Source organism: Flavobacterium sp. ZB4R12 (assembly GCF_048276375.1).
GTDB classification, from domain to species: domain Bacteria; phylum Bacteroidota; class Bacteroidia; order Flavobacteriales; family Flavobacteriaceae; genus Flavobacterium; species Flavobacterium gawalongense.
The window spans coordinates 31,798-50,612 of sequence record NZ_JBLNKS010000012.1; the positions used below are offsets into that span (position 1 = coordinate 31,798).

Annotated in this window: 22 protein-coding genes and 3 tRNA genes; 16 read left to right on the forward strand and 9 right to left on the reverse strand. The window is 34.6% G+C overall.

Annotation, left to right across the window (positions count from 1 at the left end; all coding sequences use genetic code 11):
* Nucleotides 1-125 precede the first annotated feature (125 nt).
* Together ACNO7W_RS09990 and ACNO7W_RS09995 are read right to left on the reverse strand one after the other, a co-directional pair.
* Nucleotides 126-1,094 (reverse strand): CapA family protein, encoded by a 969-nt coding sequence (locus ACNO7W_RS09990; RefSeq protein ID WP_417938026.1) that lies wholly within the window; start codon nucleotides 1,092-1,094, stop codon nucleotides 126-128.
* Nucleotides 1,095-1,288: 194 nt separating this feature from the next.
* Nucleotides 1,289-1,798, reverse strand: coding sequence for a DUF6799 domain-containing protein (locus ACNO7W_RS09995; protein WP_417938027.1), 510 nt, complete (start codon nucleotides 1,796-1,798; stop codon nucleotides 1,289-1,291).
* Between the two features lie 345 nt (nucleotides 1,799-2,143).
* Between ACNO7W_RS09995 and ACNO7W_RS10000 the strand changes: the two genes are divergently transcribed.
* From ACNO7W_RS10000 to ACNO7W_RS10050, 11 genes are all read left to right on the forward strand, one after another.
* Nucleotides 2,144-2,647 (forward strand): SRPBCC family protein, encoded by a 504-nt coding sequence (locus tag ACNO7W_RS10000; protein ID WP_218043734.1) that lies wholly within the window; start codon nucleotides 2,144-2,146, stop codon nucleotides 2,645-2,647.
* Nucleotides 2,648-3,221: 574 nt separating this feature from the next.
* Nucleotides 3,222-3,968: an outer membrane lipoprotein-sorting protein gene (locus tag ACNO7W_RS10005; protein ID WP_417938028.1), complete on the forward strand. Its 747-nt coding sequence runs from the start codon at nucleotides 3,222-3,224 to the stop codon at nucleotides 3,966-3,968.
* Entirely contained in the window at nucleotides 3,965-5,179 is a 1,215-nt protein-coding gene (locus ACNO7W_RS10010) for an ABC transporter permease (protein WP_417938029.1), read from the forward strand. The genes ACNO7W_RS10005 and ACNO7W_RS10010 overlap by 4 nt, the downstream gene beginning before the upstream one ends.
* A gap of 12 nt (nucleotides 5,180-5,191) precedes the next feature.
* The gene (locus tag ACNO7W_RS10015) at nucleotides 5,192-6,403 is read left to right on the forward strand and encodes an ABC transporter permease (protein ID WP_143388629.1); all 1,212 of its coding nucleotides are present in this window, start codon (nucleotides 5,192-5,194) and stop codon (nucleotides 6,401-6,403) included.
* 5 nt (nucleotides 6,404-6,408) lie between these two features.
* Complete coding sequence (locus ACNO7W_RS10020; RefSeq protein WP_143388628.1) at nucleotides 6,409-7,131, forward strand: ABC transporter ATP-binding protein; 723 nt, start codon at nucleotides 6,409-6,411, stop codon at nucleotides 7,129-7,131.
* A 6-nt stretch (nucleotides 7,132-7,137) separates the two neighbouring features.
* Complete coding sequence (locus tag ACNO7W_RS10025) at nucleotides 7,138-8,307, forward strand: hypothetical protein (protein WP_417938030.1); 1,170 nt, start codon at nucleotides 7,138-7,140, stop codon at nucleotides 8,305-8,307.
* A 183-nt stretch (nucleotides 8,308-8,490) separates the two neighbouring features.
* The gene (locus ACNO7W_RS10030; RefSeq protein ID WP_143388626.1) at nucleotides 8,491-8,775 is read left to right on the forward strand and encodes a rhodanese-like domain-containing protein; all 285 of its coding nucleotides are present in this window, start codon (nucleotides 8,491-8,493) and stop codon (nucleotides 8,773-8,775) included.
* A 5-nt stretch (nucleotides 8,776-8,780) separates the two neighbouring features.
* Nucleotides 8,781-9,098 carry a rhodanese-like domain-containing protein gene (locus ACNO7W_RS10035; protein WP_143388625.1) on the forward strand — a complete coding sequence of 106 codons (318 nt, stop codon included), beginning with the start codon at nucleotides 8,781-8,783 and terminating at the stop codon, nucleotides 9,096-9,098.
* A gap of 133 nt (nucleotides 9,099-9,231) precedes the next feature.
* On the forward strand, nucleotides 9,232-9,870 hold the full coding sequence (locus ACNO7W_RS10040; RefSeq protein ID WP_235890213.1) for a ferritin-like domain-containing protein: 639 nt from the start codon (nucleotides 9,232-9,234) through the stop codon (nucleotides 9,868-9,870).
* A gap of 217 nt (nucleotides 9,871-10,087) precedes the next feature.
* Nucleotides 10,088-10,939, forward strand: a complete 852-nt coding sequence (locus tag ACNO7W_RS10045) for a transketolase (protein WP_417938031.1) — start codon at nucleotides 10,088-10,090, stop codon at nucleotides 10,937-10,939.
* A gap of 128 nt (nucleotides 10,940-11,067) precedes the next feature.
* On the forward strand, nucleotides 11,068-12,021 hold the full coding sequence (locus ACNO7W_RS10050; RefSeq protein ID WP_417938032.1) for a transketolase family protein: 954 nt from the start codon (nucleotides 11,068-11,070) through the stop codon (nucleotides 12,019-12,021).
* A 72-nt stretch (nucleotides 12,022-12,093) separates the two neighbouring features.
* Here the strand turns inward: ACNO7W_RS10050 and ACNO7W_RS10055 are convergent, their stop codons facing one another.
* Nucleotides 12,094-13,056: a hypothetical protein gene (locus tag ACNO7W_RS10055; protein WP_417938033.1), complete on the reverse strand. Its 963-nt coding sequence runs from the start codon at nucleotides 13,054-13,056 to the stop codon at nucleotides 12,094-12,096.
* A gap of 168 nt (nucleotides 13,057-13,224) precedes the next feature.
* Nucleotides 13,225-14,268, reverse strand: coding sequence for an FKBP-type peptidyl-prolyl cis-trans isomerase (locus ACNO7W_RS10060; RefSeq protein ID WP_417938034.1), 1,044 nt, complete (start codon nucleotides 14,266-14,268; stop codon nucleotides 13,225-13,227).
* Between the two features lie 79 nt (nucleotides 14,269-14,347).
* Between ACNO7W_RS10060 and ACNO7W_RS10065 the strand changes: the two genes are divergently transcribed.
* Nucleotides 14,348-14,737, forward strand: a complete 390-nt coding sequence (locus ACNO7W_RS10065; RefSeq protein ID WP_143388621.1) for an RNA-binding S4 domain-containing protein — start codon at nucleotides 14,348-14,350, stop codon at nucleotides 14,735-14,737.
* Nucleotides 14,738-14,904: 167 nt separating this feature from the next.
* Nucleotides 14,905-15,405: a phosphoribosyltransferase domain-containing protein gene (locus ACNO7W_RS10070; protein WP_417938035.1), complete on the forward strand. Its 501-nt coding sequence runs from the start codon at nucleotides 14,905-14,907 to the stop codon at nucleotides 15,403-15,405.
* Here the strand turns inward: ACNO7W_RS10070 and ACNO7W_RS10075 are convergent.
* Nucleotides 15,397-15,915: a shikimate kinase gene (locus tag ACNO7W_RS10075; RefSeq protein ID WP_143388619.1), complete on the reverse strand. Its 519-nt coding sequence runs from the start codon at nucleotides 15,913-15,915 to the stop codon at nucleotides 15,397-15,399. The genes ACNO7W_RS10070 and ACNO7W_RS10075 overlap by 9 nt on opposite strands.
* A 127-nt stretch (nucleotides 15,916-16,042) precedes the next feature.
* On the opposite strand from ACNO7W_RS10075, the gene ACNO7W_RS10080 reads away from it, so the two are divergent.
* The 3 genes from ACNO7W_RS10080 (at nucleotide 16,043) to ACNO7W_RS10090 (ending at nucleotide 16,351) form a co-directional block, all read left to right on the forward strand.
* Nucleotides 16,043-16,115, forward strand: a tRNA-Lys gene (locus tag ACNO7W_RS10080).
* 38 nt (nucleotides 16,116-16,153) lie between these two features.
* A tRNA-Lys gene (locus tag ACNO7W_RS10085) sits at nucleotides 16,154-16,226 on the forward strand.
* A gap of 42 nt (nucleotides 16,227-16,268) precedes the next feature.
* Nucleotides 16,269-16,351 (forward strand) — tRNA-Leu (locus ACNO7W_RS10090).
* A 262-nt stretch (nucleotides 16,352-16,613) separates the two neighbouring features.
* Here the strand turns inward: ACNO7W_RS10090 and ACNO7W_RS10095 are convergent.
* The 4 genes from ACNO7W_RS10095 to ACNO7W_RS10110 are packed head-to-tail and all read right to left on the reverse strand — an operon-like array spanning nucleotide 16,614 to nucleotide 18,726.
* Nucleotides 16,614-17,135, reverse strand: coding sequence for a DUF4252 domain-containing protein (locus tag ACNO7W_RS10095; RefSeq protein ID WP_417938036.1), 522 nt, complete (start codon nucleotides 17,133-17,135; stop codon nucleotides 16,614-16,616).
* 1 nt (nucleotide 17,136) lies between these two features.
* Entirely contained in the window at nucleotides 17,137-17,739 is a 603-nt protein-coding gene (locus ACNO7W_RS10100) for a DUF4252 domain-containing protein (RefSeq protein WP_417938037.1), read from the reverse strand.
* A 17-nt stretch (nucleotides 17,740-17,756) separates the two neighbouring features.
* A complete protein-coding gene (locus ACNO7W_RS10105) occupies nucleotides 17,757-18,230 on the reverse strand; it encodes a hypothetical protein (protein ID WP_417938038.1) in 474 nt (157 codons plus the stop codon).
* Nucleotides 18,217-18,726 (reverse strand): RNA polymerase sigma factor, encoded by a 510-nt coding sequence (locus tag ACNO7W_RS10110; protein WP_417938039.1) that lies wholly within the window; start codon nucleotides 18,724-18,726, stop codon nucleotides 18,217-18,219. Before ACNO7W_RS10110 ends, ACNO7W_RS10105 begins: the two co-directional genes overlap by 14 nt.
* Nucleotides 18,727-18,815: the final 89 nt, after the last annotated feature.

The following is an 18,815-nucleotide window of genomic DNA, read 5'->3' on the forward strand; positions in this document are numbered from 1 at the left end:
TTGAAGTCCATTCTCCGAATAAAATTAAGTACTAAACCCAATAACTTCAAGTAATTGCTAAAAATGAAACGTTCTAATAATCCCCTAATACTTTAAAAATATAAAACGCTTTCGTTTTAATGGTTTTAAAATAATAACACTTCGCCTTTATCGCTCAGTTTTGTTCCAAATTTTGCAGACAACTGTTGCATGCGCCGGATACACCATTTGTAATCTTCACCTATGGCAAGATTCACCTGATACTTTGAAATCAAAACTGGAATGAGTACTATCTTTTCAATTCGCTGTTTAGAAACTTCCACCTTAAAGAAAAAGGAATGGTCATTTTTTAAATAAGGGTCAACTGCGTAATCATCGACAAAATCTCCTGTATCATACAGAATCAATTTATGGTTGTATACTTCTATGCCTTGGAAATTATGTGCACTATGGCCATGAATAATTGCTGCCCCGTGATCAATCATCGCATGCGCAAAATCAACGAAATGCCTTTCAGGCTCCTCATTCATATTAGGTCCCCAGTGAATACTGACAATAACAATGTCTGTTTCTTTACGCAATTTCGCTATAGCCGTCAATGCCTTATTGCAGTCATTTTCATTAGAAATATCAATATAATTAACGCCACAAGCAGAAATCCCAGCCTTCCACCTAGGTTCATTATCTGTAAAACCCAGCACTCCCAGCGTATTATTTTTGGTAGTGAGAATAACTGGCTTTTCGGCTTCATTTTCATTCATTCCTGCGCCGGCATGTAGTATACCAGCCGCATTTAGAGTTTGAATGGTTTCAATTAACCCTTCTTCTGAAAAATCTAATATATGATTATTGGCGATGTTGGCAACTGTTATATTGGCAACTGTCAGGGTTTTAATTCTATCAGGAGTTGCTTTAAAATTAAAGGTCTTGAAAAATTTTTTAGTACTGTTACTCAGTGCGGCTTCCAGGTTAATGATATTGATATCCGTATTTTTTAATACCGGCAACACATTTCCCCAAGGATAGGTATATCCGTTATTGCTGATAGTTGCATTGACACCTCTGCCTATCATCACGTCCCCTGTTAACCCAATGGTAATGGTGTTATCACTCATAATTACTTGGTTATTACGCCTCCATACAAGATTAAAATAAGCACCGAAAAAAAATAATTATCGGCAGTGGGCAAATTAGGATTGCCACCATTGGAAGTGAATAAGCGTCTTTATAAAAGAATTTATCTTTTAAAATCTGATAAAGGACACCTCTTTTCTATTCCTAAGAATAGTTACTCCGTTTTATTCCTTTTTTAATAACTACTCTTTTTTTCCATTTTTCTTTTTTTCATCATTCCGTTCATATACATTTTGTCTCCATTTTTCATCATCATGGTTTTACCATCTTTCATTTTTACCATTCCATTTGGAGAAACAACAGCACCATTTGTCATAGTCATATCTTTATGCATCCTCATCATTTTGCCATTTTTCATCATCATCATCATCATCATCATCATTTTGCCCTCTTTCATCATTACATGATCTTTCTCCATCATCATGCCACTCATGTCCATCATGTCTCCGTTTTTCATCATCATGGTTTTGCCGCCTTTCATTTTCACCATTCCGTTTGGAGAAACAACAGTGCCATTTGTCATCATCATGTCTTTGCCCATCATCATCATCTTACCATCTTTCATCATCATCATTTTTCCATCTTTCATCATCACATGGTCTTTCATTTTCATCATTTTATTTTCTTGAGCTACAACTCCTAAAGAGGATATAGCAATTACCATAATTACAAATAATTTTTTCATAATAATTTGATTTTTAAATATTTATACCAAAATTTTGAGTATTAAAATTACAAAAAATATATTCGTATTGGTAATTTCTATCTGACAATTTTTAAAACAAAAATCTTCTTCTTAGAAAAGAATTTTTATTACAAAATCAGACACGTGATTTCACTTAAAATAAATACAAAAAAACAATCAACCCCTATAAAAACATCAAATTATAATCTTGAGAGATATTCCTTAATTTTTAGAATACTTACCTCTTACATACACATAAACATTTAATTAACAGACTACTATATTAATTTTATCTAATTTTATATGCTCTACATAATATAAGTATAATAATTAAAAACTGTAAAAATGGAAACAAAAAATCAGACAACAATGACCACTGAATCCAACAAACAAAAACTCTTAATTATAAGAGAATTTAATGCAACCCAAGCGCTTGTTTGGAAAGCCTGGACTGATCCTGAAAAATTCATGAAGTGGTGGGGACCCAAAAATTTTACTTGTCCATTCTGTAAAATCGATTTTAAAGTTGGGGGCAAATATCTTTACTGTATGCGATCCCCTGAGGGTCAGGATTTTTGGGGTACTGGAACCTTTACCGAAATTGTTCCCATGGAGCAAATTGTATACACGGACTCCTTTGCAGATGAGAAAGGAAATCTAGTTCCGTCAACTTATTATGGAATGGAAGGTTTCCCGTTAGAATTACAGGTAACGGTGACATTTGAAGAGCATGACGCTAAAACAAAAATGACTCTTACTCATGTGGGGATTCCATCAGGTAAAATGACCGATTTAACCAATGCTAGCTGGAACGAATCTTTTGACAAGCTCGCAGAAAGTTTAAAATAATTGGGAATGGAAATATTTCTAAAAACAAATCTCACGGATTTTATAATCCGTGAGATTAATAAAAAACGAAGAATCCTCCTTTTTTAGTTATCCAAAAAAGATTCGCTACTAACCGAACAGACAATTTTCGAAGTCTCTTAATCATAACCTCAAATCTCGCACAGAAACCATTAAAAAACATAAACACATGAAAATGAATGAATTTACTTAAAATAATGATGTTTTTTGACATTATATAAAGGGATATTTAATTATCTTTGAGATGGTAATAAGAATCCTTTTTTGCAAAATATACCTTCTTATATTTGACAACTTACAAAAGTTTATAGTGTCTCACAAAAGAATTAGCCACAGACATAAAACACGTAAAATGAGAACAGCATTTTTGATATTTGTTTTAGTTCATACACTACTCCACTTATTTGGATTTGTTAAAGTTTTTGAATTATCAATTATTAAGAAAATCACACAACCCGTCTCAAAACCATTAGGTCTGGTTTGGTTACTTGTCTATAAATAGGCGAGTACTACAAAGTATCGAATAAATGCTTCGTAACCACTAAAAATAGATAGCATGAAAAAGATATTCTTTCTATTATTTTTTCATTTATCAATTATTCCTTTTGCTTTTTCTCAAGAGGCAAGAGACATTGTAAAAAAAGCAGACGAAAAAGCCAAAGGAAAAACTTCTGTCGCCAGCATTACTATTCAAACCATACGCCCCAGCTGGTCACGGGAAATGAGTGTAAAAGTCTGGACAAAAGGCAATGATTTGAGCTTGATATTGGTTTTGGCTCCAGCCAAAGAAAAAGGCGTGGTATTTTTGAAACGGAAAAAAGAAGTTTGGAACTGGATTCCTTCCATTGAAAGAAACATCAAAATGCCACCTTCGATGATGAGCCAGAGTTGGATGGGAACGGATTTTACCAACGATGATTTGGTAAAAGAAGCCTCCATTCTGGAAGATTACAATCATTCCTTTTTGAAAGAAGTTGTTATTGATGGTAGATCTTGTTATAAAATCCAACTGCTACCCAAACCCAAATCGGCAGTGGTTTGGGGAAAAGTCATTATGGATATTGACAAAAAAGATTTCATGATGCTGCATGTCGAATATTTTGATGAAGACGGCGCCCTCATTAACACCATGCATTGTACCGATATAAAACTATTGGGCGGTCGCTTATTACCCGCCAGAATGGAAATGGTTCCTGCAAACAAAAAAGGAAACAAAACCGTCTTGCTATACAACTCACTAATTTTTGACACCCCCCTGGACGATTCTTTCTTTACCACCCAAAACATAACCAAAGTAAAATGATTCTGAAATTAATCTGGAGAAATCTTTGGCGCAACAGCCGACGTACGCTAATTACCATGGCTTCGATCGCGTTTGCCGTTTTATTTGCCGTTTTGATGAAATCCTTTCAGAATGGAGTTTTCAATAATTTAATTAAAAATGTGGTGGGTTATTATTCTGGTTATGTCCAAATTCACCAAAACGGGTATTGGGACGAACAGGTTCTGGACAACAGCTTTGCTTTAGAAAATTCTTTAACAGTCCAACTCCAACAAAATCCCCAAATAACAGCAATCGTTCCTCGATTGGAAACTTTTGTTTTGGCCTCCAAAGGAAATACAACCAAAGGATGCCTGCTCGTGGGTACTGATGCCGTGAGAGAAAATAATTTGACTCAATTGAAAAGCAAATTAATAAAAGGAACTTATTTCGAAAAAAATGAAGAAGCAGTTCTCCTTGCCGAAGGTTTGTCCAAACGATTGGATGTAAGCGTCAACGATACCATTGTACTTTTTGGTCAGGGTTTTCATGGTGTTATGGCGGCCGGAAAATACAAAATAAAAGGCATTGTTCATTTGGCTTCGCCTGCTATGAATGATGCTTTTGTGTATTTGCCATTGGCTGCAGCCCAATATTTTTTGAGCGCCGAAAACAGACTCACATCTGTTTCATTGGGAATTGATAATCCGGAAAACACAGATGCAATTGTACAAAATCTAAAGAATGCTATTGGAGAAAAATATGAAGTAATGCCTTGGCAGGAAATGATGCCGGAAATCGCCAATCACATCAAGGCCGACGGTTTTTCCTTTTACATCTTTTCGGGGATTTTATACCTCATCATTGGCTTCGGACTTTTTGGAACGGTTTTAATGATGACTGCCGAACGCAAATATGAATTTGGAATGCTGATTGCCATTGGGATGAAAAAAACAAAATTAGAACTGATTTTACTGGGAGAAACATTGCTTATTACTTTTTTTGGTGTGCTTTTGGGTTTTTTGTTAAGCTTGCCATTAGTAATTTATTTGAAAGAAAGACCCATTCGTTTTGGAGGAGAAATAGCCAAAGTATATGAACAATTTGGTTTTGAAGCCCTCTTCCCTACCGATGTGGACCAAAGCATTTTTCTAACCCAATCCCTTATTGTTTTGGCAATGGCAATAGTTATTGGCTTGTATCCGCTTTGGCATGTAAGGGGTTTAGATCCTGTGAAAGCAATGAAAAAATAAAATGAAATCATCATGTTGACAAAAATAGCCAGCAGAAATATTTGGAGGAGTAAAAAACGAAGCCTAACCATTATCACAGCGGTAAGCATTGGTTTATGGGCGGGTATTTTTATGATGGCATTTTATAACGGCATGATTGAACAACGCGTGAATACAGCTATTACAAGCGAATTATCCCATATTCAATTGCATCATCCCGAGTTCAGAAAAGAGTACGAAATAAAGTATTATTTGCCGAAAGGCAGAAAAACACTCGAAATCATTGACAAAGACAGCAAAATAAAAGCCGCTTCAGGACGCATTATTATTAAAGGAATGATTGCTTCGGCCTCCGGAAGCAGCGGTATCACCATAAACGGAGTGATGCCCGCCGAGGAACAAAAACTCACTAATCTTAAAGGAAAAATAATCAAAGGAAATTATTTCAATCCCCAAAAGACAAACGAAATCATCCTGAGTGAAAAGCTCCGCAAAAAACTAAAATTGAACCTCAACAAAAAAACCATTCTGACTTTTCAGGATAAGGAAGGCAATCTGGCATCAGCGGCTTTCCGAATTACGGCCCTTTACAAAACCACAAATACGCCTTATGACGACAGTAATGTTTTTGTGAAAATTACCGATATTGATTCGCTGGCAGGAATTCCAAATGCCATCAATGAAATTGCCGTTTTACTGCAATCCAATAAATTACTGGACGAAAGTCAAACCCATCTGAAGCAAAAATTTCCCGGAACAGAAATAAAAAACTGGAGGGAAATAGCGCCGGAACTGGGATTAACAGTTTCCGTGGGTGACCAAATGGTCTTTATTTTTATGGGAATTATTCTGTTGGCGTTGGCTTTTGGAATTGTTAATACGATGATGATGGCGGTATTGGAAAGAACACGCGAAATAGGAATGTTGCTGGCTTTGGGCATGAATAAATTTAAAATATTCATGATGATTCTACTGGAAACTTTTTTTCTGATTTTGGCGGGTTGTCCGTTCGGCATAATGCTTGCCTTTGCTTCTATTGGGATTACCCAGAAAACTGGAATCGACTTTAGCCGCTTCTCTGATGTCTATTCGAGTTTTGGTTACAGTTCCATAATTTATCCCAATTTGACTTCAAGGCAGTTTGTAATTATAATGCTTTTAGTCTTGCTTACCGCTCTATTTTCGGCTTTATTTCCGGCGAGAAGAGCATTACAATTGAATCCGGCAGAATCTTTAAAAAAATAATTACCATGCAAGAAACAGTAATAGATGCGCACAATTTGTCGAAAATATACGATGAAAAAACCATTCCGGTTTATGCGTTAAACAAAGTACATCTTCATATTTCTCGTGGTGAATTTACGGCAATCAAAGGCCCTTCCGGATCAGGAAAAACCACTTTACTGAATATGATTGGTGGTTTGGATATTCCTTCTGAAGGTTTTGTCGAAATTAACGGAACCAACATCACGAAGCTGAAAGGCAATGAGCTAATTGACTTTCGGCTGAATAATATTGGTTTTGTGTTTCAATCCTATAATTTGATTCCGGTGCTTACCGCCAAAGAAAACATTGAGTTTATCATGCTATTGCAAAAGCGTCCCAAAAAAGAAATGGAGCAACGGGTTCAGGAATTACTGAAAGAAATAGGATTGGAAGATAAAATTAATAAACGTCCCCGGGAATTATCCGGCGGACAACAACAACGTGTAGCCGTAGCGAGAGCATTGGCACCAAAACCCCAATTCATTTTGGCAGATGAACCCACGGCAAATCTCGATTCAGTTTCCGCAGAAAATTTATTAAACATAATGTTGAAACTCAATCAGGAAGAGAATATGACTTTTGTTTTTTCTACACACGATCAAAGAGTCATCAATCGAGCCCGAAGAGTCATCACACTGGAAGACGGAAAAATTGTTGCCGATACTGCGCCAACAGCCGTCATACATGAACAAACTGAAATAAAATAAATTATTGTGAAATTTTGCAACTACATCTTAACCGGAATTTTATATTTCATCTGCCTGACAGTTGTTGCGCAAACGGAGGAAACAAAAACGCCGTGGATAGAACTGAACGGCTATATCAAAGACATACAAAGCACTTATTTTATTCAGAAAATTGATTCGAATGCCTCGGTTAATCTGATTCATAATCGATTGAATTTCAAATTTAATATTTCGCCTAAAATAAGTGGAAGACTGGAAATTCGCAATCGTATTTTTTATGGGGAACAAATCAAACAGATTCCTGATTTTGGTAAAACCATCAACCAATACAATGGTTTATTGAATCTTTCCCATTTATGGATAGACGAAAAATCATTTGTGGCACATTCGGTTATCGATAGGATGCTGATTCAATATGGGGATGAAAAATGGGATATCAAAATTGGTAGGCAACGCATCAACTGGGGCATTAACAACATTTGGAATCCAAATGATATTTTCAATGCCTATAACTTTCTGGATTTTGATTATGAAGAACGACCTGGCAATGATGCAATTCGAATTCAGCGTAATTTGAATACTAATTCAGTTTTGGAACTGGCTTACAAACCAGGAAAAAACAAAGAGGAACATACCGCTGCTTTCTTATATAAATTTAATAAATGGAAATATGATTTTCAGTTTTTGGGAGGAGTTTACCAAACCGATTATGTTTTTGGCGGCGGTTGGGCCGGCAATATCAAAGAGGCTGGTTTCAAAGGCGAAATGAGTTATTTTATTCCAAGAAAAAATACTTTGGACACATCCGAAACATTCAGCTTTTCCATCATGGCCGACCAAACTTTTAAAAACGATTGGTACATTTCGCTCGCGAGTTTATACAACAGTAATCCTACGAATGTTTTTGCAGGAAACGAAAGTTTTTACAATTCTAATTTGTCAGCGAAATTGCTGTTTCCGTTCCGTTATAATTTTTATGCGACGGTTATGAAAACAATTTCCCCTATTGCATCATTCAACTTTTCGTTTATTTATTCGCCCGAAAAAAATACGTTGATTGTTGTTCCCACTTATGCGTGGAATGTGGCGACCAATTTTGATTTGGATTTTACGGCGCAATCTTTTTTTGCGGAGCAGACGAATTCCTATAAGAATTTAATAACTCAAATTTATATCAGGGGCAGATGGAGTTTTTAGAAAATGGATTTAGAATAAAATTATCCTGCGTAACAAATAGTACTGAATTGCTTTTCATGTTGTATTACTTTTGTATACAACAGATACATTCTCTTTTATACCACAACTGCTTTTTAGTATAGAAGAACATATCATTTTTTGGAAGAAATAATAAAAACAACTGTTACTAAATAATAAATTAAAATGAAAGTAGAAAAAATAATTAAAGAGAAACTAGGTACCATAGTAGATGTGCGCAGCCACGATGAATTTATGGGCGGTCATGTTGCAGGTTCCATTAATATTCCCCTGAATGAAATTCCGCAAAGAATTGAAGAATTACGAACTCTTAAAGCACCGCTGGTACTTTGTTGTGCATCGGGAAACCGAAGTGGACAGGCACAGCTTTTTCTGACTGAACATGGAATCGAATGTTACAATGGCGGTTCATGGTTAGATGTAAATTATCATCAATCTCAAATTAGCTAAGTAAAATGATCAACATACTCAAAAAATTATTCGGGTTAGGACCAAAAGTGGACTATGCTGAATTAATAAAACAAGGAGCCATTGTTTTGGATGTTCGAAGTAAAGGTGAATATACCGGAGGACATATAAAAGGTGCTGTAAATATTCCTGTCGATACTTTGAGAAATAACCTATCCCAACTAAAAGACAAGAACCAAACAATTATTACTTGTTGCGCCTCAGGAATGCGAAGCGCTTCCGCAAAAAGTATTTTGAAATCAAATGGATTTACCCAAGTGTACAACGGTGGCGGATGGCGTAGTCTTCAAAATAAAATTGGATAATAAGACAAAAGCAATCAACACATACAGCAAGTTAAATTTTAAAAAAAATCATATTATTCGTATTTACAATTAGTTAATTAACAATTGATTTGATTATAGTTTGTTTAATTTTATAGTATTAAAAAAGTAAGTAATGAGTTTGTATGATAAAGCACCAAATTTAGTACCACTTACAACAATTAATCTTAAAAAAACAACTATTATGAGAACTGAAAGTAGTAAAAACGAACCTTTTAAAGGAGCTGTTCAAGCAAAATCAAATGCAGCACATGGATTGAGAGATTTATTTGAAGTTGGATTGAAAGACATTTATTGGGCAGAAAAAGTATTGACTAAAACGTTACCAAAAATGGTAAAAAATGCTTCATCGCCAGAATTAGTTAACTCATTAAAAAACCAGTTAAGTGAGACACAAGAACACGTATCACGTCTGGAAAAAATATTTGAAGTAACAGGTATTGCACCAATAGCAAAAAAATGTGATGCCATGCAAGGTATATTGAAAGAGACTAATGGTCTTATCAGAGAAACTGATATTGGTATGGTACGCGATGCCGGACTTATTGCAGCGGATCAAAAGGTAAAACATTATGAAATTGCAACCTATGGCACTTTACATGCATTTGCAAAAACGCTGGGTGAAAATAAAGCGGCAGAATTGCTCGCTATGAATCTTAATGAAGAGAAAAAAACTGATGCTACATTAACTGGAATTGCTTTATCTGCTGTCAATAGACAAGCCTATAGAGCAGACGCAATTACAAATACTTAGAATGTAATTTTAATTTGAGAATAGTAATAACTTACTGTTTCTCTATTTGATATAAAGCCTGCATTGAGCAGGCTTTTTTTGTGGATTATTGTTATCTAAATTAGTAATTCAGATAATCACAAACTGCAACTTATTGCTACATTAAATATTCAAAAAAACTTTTGCGGTAACCCTAAATAAAAATTACATTTGCAACAGTTTAACTTTTACACACAAAATGAAGCCTAACACACAACAATTAAACGATTTAACTATCCAAGTCAGAAGAGATATTCTTCGAATGGTTCACGCTGTCAATTCAGGTCACCCGGGAGGTTCTCTAGGTTGTACTGAATTTCTTGTAACCTTATACCAAAACTTGATGGAACGTAAAGAAGGATTTGATATGGACGGAATTGGAGAAGATCTTTTCTTCCTTTCAAACGGACATATTTCTCCAGTATTTTATAGCGTTTTAGCGAGAAGTGGGTATTTCCCAGTATCGGAACTAGCTACTTTCCGTCTTATTAATTCAAGATTACAAGGACATCCAACCACTCATGATGGTTTACCTGGAGTGCGAATAGCATCAGGTTCTCTTGGACAGGGATTATCTGTTGGGATTGGTGCTGCACAAGCAAAAAAATTAAATGGTGATAACCATATTATTTACACGCTTCACGGAGATGGTGAGTTACAGGAAGGTCAAAACTGGGAAGCCATTATGTATGCTTCTGCAAAAAAAGTAGACAACCTTATTGCTACAATCGATTTAAACGGAAAACAAATTGACGGTACTACAGACGAAGTTTTATGTATGGGAAGTATCCGCGCTAAGTTTGAAGCTTTTGATTGGGATGTTTTGGAAATCGCAAGAGGAAACGATATTGAAGCCATTATTGCCGGAATGACTGATGCAAAATCAAGAACTGGAAAAGGAAAACCGGTTTGCGTATTATTGCATACTGAAATGGGTAATGGTGTAGATTTTATGATGTATAGTCATGCTTGGCATGGTAAAGCACCAAATGATGCACAGCTTGAAAATGCTTTAGGCCAAAACTATTCTGAAGACGAAACTGACTACTAATTTAGTATTCAGTGTTCAGTCGCAGTATTTATTCCCGATAACCATCGAGATAATCAGGGTTTTTTAGTAATCCAAAAAAACGTAGTGTCTTTGTGCCTTTGTGGCCCAGAACCTTAAAAAGAAAATAAATGAAAAAATATACAAATACAGGAAGTAAAGATACTCGTTCGGGTTTTGGAGCGGGAATGACCGAATTAGGTCAGACCAATGAAAATGTTGTTGCACTTTGTGCTGACTTAATTGGTTCATTAAAATTTGACGATTTCAAGAAAAATCATCCGGAGCGTTTTTTCCAAATTGGAATTGCTGAAGCAAACATGATTGGAATTGCAGCGGGTTTAACTATTGGAGGAAAAATTCCTTTCACTGGAACTTTCGCTAACTTTTCTACAGGAAGAGTGTACGATCAAATTCGTCAATCCGTTGCCTATTCTGAGAAAAATGTGAAAATTTGTGCTTCGCATGCAGGATTAACTTTAGGTGAAGATGGTGCAACACACCAAATCCTTGAAGACATTGGATTAATGAAAATGTTACCGGGAATGACTGTAATCAATACTTGTGATTACAATCAAACTAAAGCGGCTACATTAGCATTAGCAGATCACCATGGTCCAGTTTATTTGCGTTTTGGACGTCCGGTTGTGCCTAACTTTATGCCATCAGATGAACCTTTCGTAATTGGAAAAGCAATTTTATTAAACGAAGGTACTGATGTAACTATTGTTGCTACAGGACATTTAGTTTGGGAAGCGCTTATTGCTGCTGAAGCTTTGGAAGCAAAAGGTATTTCGGCTGAAGTAATCAACATTCATACGATCAAACCATTGGATGAAGAAGCGATTTTGAAATCATTGGCAAAAACAAAATGCATCGTTACTGCTGAAGAGCATAACATTCTTGGTGGTCTTGGCGAAAGCGTTTCCAGAGTATTAGCTTTAAACAATCCTGCTCCACAAGAATTTGTAGCTGTAAATGACAGCTTCGGAGAATCTGGAACGCCAACACAATTGATGGATAAATACAAACTAAACAATCAAGCGATTGTTGAAGCTGTGGAAAGAGTTATTAAAAGAAAATAGTTTTCTCCTTTTATACATATAAAAAAATCCCATCAAAGTGATGGGATTTTTGTTAAAATCAGATTCAACAATTTAATACCAAGATATCGCTTGAGGATATTCAATAGATGAAGAATTATATTTCCAGAAAACACTTCCAGATATATCAAAATTAACATATTGGGGAAGTAAAGGAGCTCTAGAACCCCAAGTCGCTAATAGAAAAGTATTTTGACCATACTTAACACTAGAATCAAGATAAGATAAAGTCCAAGGACCGTAACCATCATTACTTCCAATAACTGTACTTGTCAATGTATTTGGGCCTCCATTAACTGTCCATGGAGTAGAAGTATCTGTTTTCCATGTACATCTCCAAAATGAACAAGAATTATATTGTAATGTGTATCTTAAATACATTTTGCTAGAAGCAATATTGTCATTTACTACAATTGTTTCATTAAATAAATCTAATACATATCTTTTACTATTTGGCAAACCTACAACGTAAGTTTTACTCCTATTTTCATTTGGCAGAGTACTTCTACTAGCTATACTTGAGCTTTTATTTTTCTTCGAATCAGAATAATTCAATAATTTACCATAAACCTCCAAATTATTTTTTAATATAGTAAGCTCTGGCGATTTTTTATCAAAATCATTTTCTGTTAGCACATAAAAATTACGCTCATTAAGCCAAAGTACTTTTTCTCCAATTTTAAATTTGGAATCAGCATTAACAATTGCTTTTAATGCATTTGAATAAATAATTCTAGTATTACTAATTACACTATCCTGCATTTCTTCAGATGCATCTGAAGTATTAAAAAGAGAACTATGACCTTTCTTTAAAATCCATCCTTGAATTTCTTTAGTGCTTTTTAATTCCGATAATGCAGAATATTCCTTAATAAACGATTTATCATCTTTAAATGACAACAATTTTCCATCTAACACAGACAACGAAGTCACTGCTACTGGATTGGTAGATTCAACCTGATCCTGACTACAAGATGCAAAAACAACTGCAACCAACAAAACTAATAATTTTTTCATTTTTATATATTTAATATTAATCCTACAAATATAAAAGGCTAATATTTAAAAAGCAAGAAAAGTATTATTTTTAAATTGCATTTTTTAAATAAAAAATCGTATAAGTACTACAAAAAAAGGCTTCCCAAATTACTTATTGGAAAGCCTTTTTTATTCAATTTATTCTTATTAATGACAGTTTTTATCTAAATGTTTTTTGATTCTTGTAGGATCAGTTGTATTTCCACTACAGCTTGGAATATCCGCAAAAGGATACGCCAATCCAGTGGCTGGATTTTTTATTTCTAATTTCGTAGTATAATTATCCCCATCATCATCAACATCTGCAAAGTCAGGAATACCGTCACCATCTGTATCATCAGGATTGATTGCCCCCTTAGGCAACTCACCTTTTCTCCACATATACCTATCTTTATCTAAATCTTCTTGAAAAGACATAACTCCATCAGGTGTTGGTACAAAATTTTGAGTTCCTCTTATTCCATTACCTTCATTATCCGTTTTTTGAAATTCCATTAGCCTGAAACTAAAAATAAGTGGAACATAAGCCGGAATTGCACTCGATCCATTATTATAATAAGCTAATCCTGATGGAATAAACATTACACCAACACCAAAATCATTAAATGTAACTGTTCCATCAGAATTTGAAACATGTTCCCCTTTTTTAAATTGAGGAATAATTTCTTTCCAACCTCTAATATAATTTTCGAAACCCATAGTCCATATTGGATTGATATGCTCTTCAAATTGAGTCGTTGAAAGTGTGCTAATATTTTCAATAGTTTTTCTTTCTAGATACACCCCTTTGTAAGAAATAAATAATTCATCTACATTAGTAGGTGCTTTCTCTACATCTGAGGAAACATTTTCATTAACTTGCCCTCTTAACGCTAAATAATACAATTTATAAGTAATATCATGAAGCTTTACATCCCTGCTTAAAAGTTTAGGAAAACCCGCATTGTCTTTATATGACCAAATTGAAGGTTGTGTACCATTCGTTGGGATTTTGATGATTTTAATATCAACATCAGGAGAAACATTTTCTATATAATAGGTTTTTAAATATTCTTCAATATCAGTTAAATCAGTAGCATATTGCACTGCATAATCTCTAGGTGCTTCAGTTTCAGCGGCATCATCCTTTGAACATGAAAATAAAGAGAGGGTTGTAATTAATAGAATAAAATAATACTTAAATTTGTTCATTATAGCTAAATTTTTAAGTGCGCAAGATACAATATTGATTGATTTTTGTAAACTATTTAACTCCGATTTTAGAAAATTTATGAGAATAGATAAATATTTATGGTGCATGCGGTATTATAAAACCCGAAATATGGTTACCGAAGCCTGTAAGAAGAATCACGTGACAGTAAATGGCCTTGTTGCCAAGCCATCAAAGGAAGTTTTCCCTACTGACAAAATCACATTCCGGAAAGACCAAATTACCCAAATCATCACCGTTCTGGACATTCCGGAAAATCGTGTTGGGGCGAAATTGGTAGATATCTATAGAAGAAACGATACTCCTGCCGAAGCCTATCAACATTTAGAACTTTTGAAGTTATCGAAAGAGCATTATCGAAAAAACGGAACGGGAAGACCAACCAAAAAAGATCGAAGAGACATTGATGAGTTTGGAAATGAGAAAGATGAGGATATAGAAAACGAATAGTTATACATTACGCTACGAGACAAATCCCGCAAATTTGTCATTTCGACGAAGGAGAAAACCCATATACAGCCATTCCTCATTCGTCTGAATGACAAAATGAAGGAAAAATTAAAAATTACAAAACCAAGTAAAAAGAACAAATTTATTTTTTTCTAAAAAACAACCCAATGAGCAAAAATATCATCTTAACAAATCAGGAAATTGAGCATAAAATAAAAAGAATCGCTTACCAAATCTATGAAACCTTTGTAGATGAAGAAGAAATTGTCATTGCCGGAATTGCTACTAACGGTTTTACTTTTGCTAAAAAAATAGCACAAGTCCTTGAAACCATTTCGCCTCTTAAAGTTTCGCTTTGCGAAGTTCAAATCAACAAACAAAATCCTGAATTACCCATCCAAACTTCCTTATCAAAAGAACAATACGCAAACAAAGGTTTAGTTCTTGTTGATGATGTATTAAATTCAGGCACCACACTAATCTATGCAGTGAGACATTTTATCGATGTTCCTTTGAAAAAATTCAAAACTGCTGTTCTAGTAGATAGAAATCATAAAAAATATCCAGTTAAAGCAGATTTTAAAGGCATATCGCTTTCTACTTCACTACTAGAACATGTACAGGTTGTTTTTGATGAGAACGGGAACAATTATGCCTATTTAAGCTAAAATTCCAACAATATCCATAACCGTCTGTTCGATTGTCTTATCATCAACAATCACCTTATGTTGCGCTTGATTGTAATAAAAACTTCTATCGAATAGATGTTTTGCAATGAACTCTTTCATCTCGTCGTCACTTTTATCGGCTATAAGAGGACGTTTGCTCTTATTATGAGCCAATCTATTGAACAATGTCTCTATTGAAGCTTTGAGATAAACAGACACCACATTATCGCCTTTCAGCAACTCCTGATTATTTGCATAACAAGGGGTTCCTCCGCCTAAACCTATAATTAAGTTGTCGGGCGAATTCAATAATTCGATAAAAACTTCACGTTCTAACTTTCTAAAATAAATTTCCCCATGCTTTTCAAAAATAGCATTTATGGATGAATTTGTTTTCTCTTCGATCTTTTTATCTAAATCTACAAAAGGGATTTCGATAATTTTTGACAGTTTATTAGCAATTGTGGACTTCCCACAACCCATATAACCTAATAATATAATTTTTTTCATTTGAATAAAACCTTACAAATTAAGGTGTTGAGTGATTTTGTTAAAAAAAGACAAATTTATAATAAAATTGCTTGGAAAACTCCAAAATAAGTCCTTATATTTGCACCCGCATTCAAGGAAAGAATATGACTCGATAGCTCAGTTGGTAGAGCACATCACTTTTAATGATGGGGTCCTGGGTTCGAGCCCCAGTCGGGTCACAAATCTTGTGATCAACACATAATTTTCTTGAAGCATTGACTCGATAGCTCAGTTGGTAGAGCACATCACTTTTAATGATGGGGTCCTGGGTTCGAGCCCCAGTCGGGTCACTAAAGGTCGAGTAATTTATTACTTGACCTTTTCTTTTTTAAGGCCACGTGGAGAAACGGTAGACTTGCCAGCTTGAGGGGCTGGTGCTCGCAAGGGCGTGTGGGTTCAAATCCCACCGTGGTCACTTTTAAAGACAAAAAAAGTAAAAGCCAAATAACAGAAATCATTTCTGTTATTTGGCTTTTACTTTTTATTACACTTCAATTCGTTATTTATATATCTAAAAATCGATAATTTAACTAGAACGATTCAGCCGACAATCAAAAAAAATGTTTTGTAAATAATGGCTCATCTAGATTTAATCGAAAATTACACATCATAAAAAAAGCGCCTCGGCAAACTACCGAAACGCTTTATAAAAAAAGTAAGTGAATTTATTTCATTAACTACTGCAAAGGCTTCAACTGCTCTAAATCAATATTAGATTGTTGTAAAACGCTCATCATAGTCACAATATTAGTAGGATTCATATCTTTGCCCAAAATTCGAACAACAGCAAAGCCATTTTCTTTTTTATTGGCAAAAAAAACAAACTCTTCAATATGTTCATCTGAACCTACAGAACTTACAGAAGCACCTTCTTTTCCAGAACTAAACTTCATAAGCTGTTGGTACTTTTTATCCTTTAAAATCAAATTAACTTTAGCACGCTCTACTTCAAACTGCGCCTTGTTTGTATCATTGAGTTTAAAAGCCAGAACATTCATCTTATCAAAAGATTGCAACGCTATTTTTTGTTCCAATGACAATTTTGTTTTATCCACATTCAATATACCTGGAGAAACATCCAGTGCAATGAAGTTCTTGTTTTCAGTGTTTTCCACAAAGTATCTCTGCAATGTGGGTTCCGAATTACAACTGAACAAAAACAAACTAAAGAGCAGCGCAATGTTATAAACAGATTTCATTTTACTTTTTACCTTTTGTTGCTTTCTTCAAATCGTCACCACCAGGAATTCGCATTTTGTCCGTAAGAATAGAAATCTCACTCAAGTCGAAATCACCTGTTAACGACATTAAAACCGTGTCGTCATTTTTTGCTCCTTCAATAAACATCAGCAACTCTCTTATTTGAGAATCTTTCGCCCCTGATTTTACCAGAATTTTGATGTTTTTTCCGCTGTCATTTACACGCATCAATTCTTCCAGACCCGCTGATTTTATGTACTTATCCGCAGCAACTTTCATTTCGCCTTCCACTCTGGTACTTTTCGTGGTAAACACTTTTAGGTTGTCTAATTTTTTTATCAAATTCAGATATTGTTGCGTTTCTTTATCGGAGGTATCCACTTTTACCTTACTCATTAAGTCAAACATTTTTTTGTTGACAACGATTGAAGTAACACCATCTTGTCCGTCGAATTTATCGAAGGCCGCCTGAGCGAAAAATGGACTTGATATTAATACTACTACTAACGTTAGTATAAACTTTTTACTCAAGCTTAAATTATTGCTTTTTTTGTTTTGCTTCGCCTGTTCGCAAAAGCTCGGGTCGTGAATCGTCGATTTCATTTTCTTTTTTATATTTATTATTGTTTAAAAATTAATTCTTTTGAATCTTGGTATTCTTGAATGTAATATACACTTTCTATGCCAACGTTTACATTATTCGATAATAATGCTAATGCTTTTTGTGTCTCTTTGAGAGCAACTTCGGGATCATCATAAGTTCCTAAATCCTGTTTCTCATTTGCATTATCATAATTATAAAACACATACGTCCCAATTCCCAGCAAAACAACAACCGAAGCCGCAATAGATAACCACACTACATGATGTTTTTTATCCCCATCCCGAAACTTCGGGATCGGGAGCAGTGGAATTTCTTGCTTTAACATTTGTTCTTTTACAAGAGGAAAATAACCAAACATAGGTTTGTATTGTTCTAAATGCTGCGCAACATTCAGTGAAGAAAAATAATTACGTAATTCATTTTCTTCGGCAATACTGGTTTCTCCCTGAAAGTATTTTTCTAAAAGTATTTCTATTTTATTTAATTCCATAACTGTGTGTTTTTATCATGCTTTCTCTTATCGTTTTCCTTGCTCTTGAAAGTGCTACACGAATGGCAGTTTCATTCATATTCACTATTTCCGCGATTGCTGCAAATTCATATTGTTCTATATCCCGCATCTGTATTAATAATCGTTGCTGCTCCGGCAATTGATTTATTATTTTTTCAACCCAATTCAGACTGTCGATGTCTTCCACTTTCTTATCCAGGCTTGGTTGACCATCTGTAAAATTATTGTGAACGATTTTGATATTTCCTGCTCTTTTTGATTTTAATTGATCCAAACAATAATTTTTTGTCATTGTCATTGCAAAAGCTTCTATACTATTGAAGCCATTCAAACTTTCATTTTTACTCCATAATTTTACCAAAACTTCCTGAGTCGCATCTTCCGCCTCTTCTGTACTTATGAGCAGTCGCTTTGCCAGCCGAAAGACTTTGTCCTTGAATGGTGAGATTAGCTGCACAAACTCATTTTGGTTCATAAAGAGTATTTATTAAAGCGGTTATACAATCAAGACGATTCATGATTCTTTTTGTTACAAAAAAGCATAAAATAAAAACTAAAGTTAGT

Excerpts from the sequence above, each read along its gene's own strand:
- ACNO7W_RS09990 (WP_417938026.1), bottom strand. The coding sequence starts at position 1,094 with ATGAGTGATAACACCATTACCATTGGGTTAACAGGGGACGTGATGATA.
- ACNO7W_RS09995 (WP_417938027.1), bottom strand. The coding sequence starts at position 1,798 with ATGAAAAAATTATTTGTAATTATGGTAATTGCTATATCCTCTTTAGGA.
- ACNO7W_RS10000 (WP_218043734.1), top strand. The coding sequence starts at position 2,144 with ATGGAAACAAAAAATCAGACAACAATGACCACTGAATCCAACAAACAA.
- ACNO7W_RS10005 (WP_417938028.1), top strand. The coding sequence starts at position 3,222 with ATGAAAAAGATATTCTTTCTATTATTTTTTCATTTATCAATTATTCCT.
- ACNO7W_RS10010 (WP_417938029.1), top strand. The coding sequence starts at position 3,965 with ATGATTCTGAAATTAATCTGGAGAAATCTTTGGCGCAACAGCCGACGT.
- ACNO7W_RS10015 (WP_143388629.1), top strand. The coding sequence starts at position 5,192 with ATGTTGACAAAAATAGCCAGCAGAAATATTTGGAGGAGTAAAAAACGA.
- ACNO7W_RS10020 (WP_143388628.1), top strand. The coding sequence starts at position 6,409 with ATGCAAGAAACAGTAATAGATGCGCACAATTTGTCGAAAATATACGAT.
- ACNO7W_RS10030 (WP_143388626.1), top strand. The coding sequence starts at position 8,491 with ATGAAAGTAGAAAAAATAATTAAAGAGAAACTAGGTACCATAGTAGAT.
- ACNO7W_RS10035 (WP_143388625.1), top strand. The coding sequence starts at position 8,781 with ATGATCAACATACTCAAAAAATTATTCGGGTTAGGACCAAAAGTGGAC.
- ACNO7W_RS10040 (WP_235890213.1), top strand. The coding sequence starts at position 9,232 with ATGAGTTTGTATGATAAAGCACCAAATTTAGTACCACTTACAACAATT.
- ACNO7W_RS10045 (WP_417938031.1), top strand. The coding sequence starts at position 10,088 with ATGAAGCCTAACACACAACAATTAAACGATTTAACTATCCAAGTCAGA.
- ACNO7W_RS10050 (WP_417938032.1), top strand. The coding sequence starts at position 11,068 with ATGAAAAAATATACAAATACAGGAAGTAAAGATACTCGTTCGGGTTTT.
- ACNO7W_RS10055 (WP_417938033.1), bottom strand. The coding sequence starts at position 13,056 with ATGAAAAAATTATTAGTTTTGTTGGTTGCAGTTGTTTTTGCATCTTGT.
- ACNO7W_RS10060 (WP_417938034.1), bottom strand. The coding sequence starts at position 14,268 with ATGAACAAATTTAAGTATTATTTTATTCTATTAATTACAACCCTCTCT.
- ACNO7W_RS10065 (WP_143388621.1), top strand. The coding sequence starts at position 14,348 with ATGAGAATAGATAAATATTTATGGTGCATGCGGTATTATAAAACCCGA.
- ACNO7W_RS10070 (WP_417938035.1), top strand. The coding sequence starts at position 14,905 with ATGAGCAAAAATATCATCTTAACAAATCAGGAAATTGAGCATAAAATA.
- ACNO7W_RS10075 (WP_143388619.1), bottom strand. The coding sequence starts at position 15,915 with ATGAAAAAAATTATATTATTAGGTTATATGGGTTGTGGGAAGTCCACA.
- ACNO7W_RS10095 (WP_417938036.1), bottom strand. The coding sequence starts at position 17,135 with ATGAAATCTGTTTATAACATTGCGCTGCTCTTTAGTTTGTTTTTGTTC.
- ACNO7W_RS10100 (WP_417938037.1), bottom strand. The coding sequence starts at position 17,739 with ATGAAATCGACGATTCACGACCCGAGCTTTTGCGAACAGGCGAAGCAA.
- ACNO7W_RS10105 (WP_417938038.1), bottom strand. The coding sequence starts at position 18,230 with ATGGAATTAAATAAAATAGAAATACTTTTAGAAAAATACTTTCAGGGA.
- ACNO7W_RS10110 (WP_417938039.1), bottom strand. The coding sequence starts at position 18,726 with ATGAACCAAAATGAGTTTGTGCAGCTAATCTCACCATTCAAGGACAAA.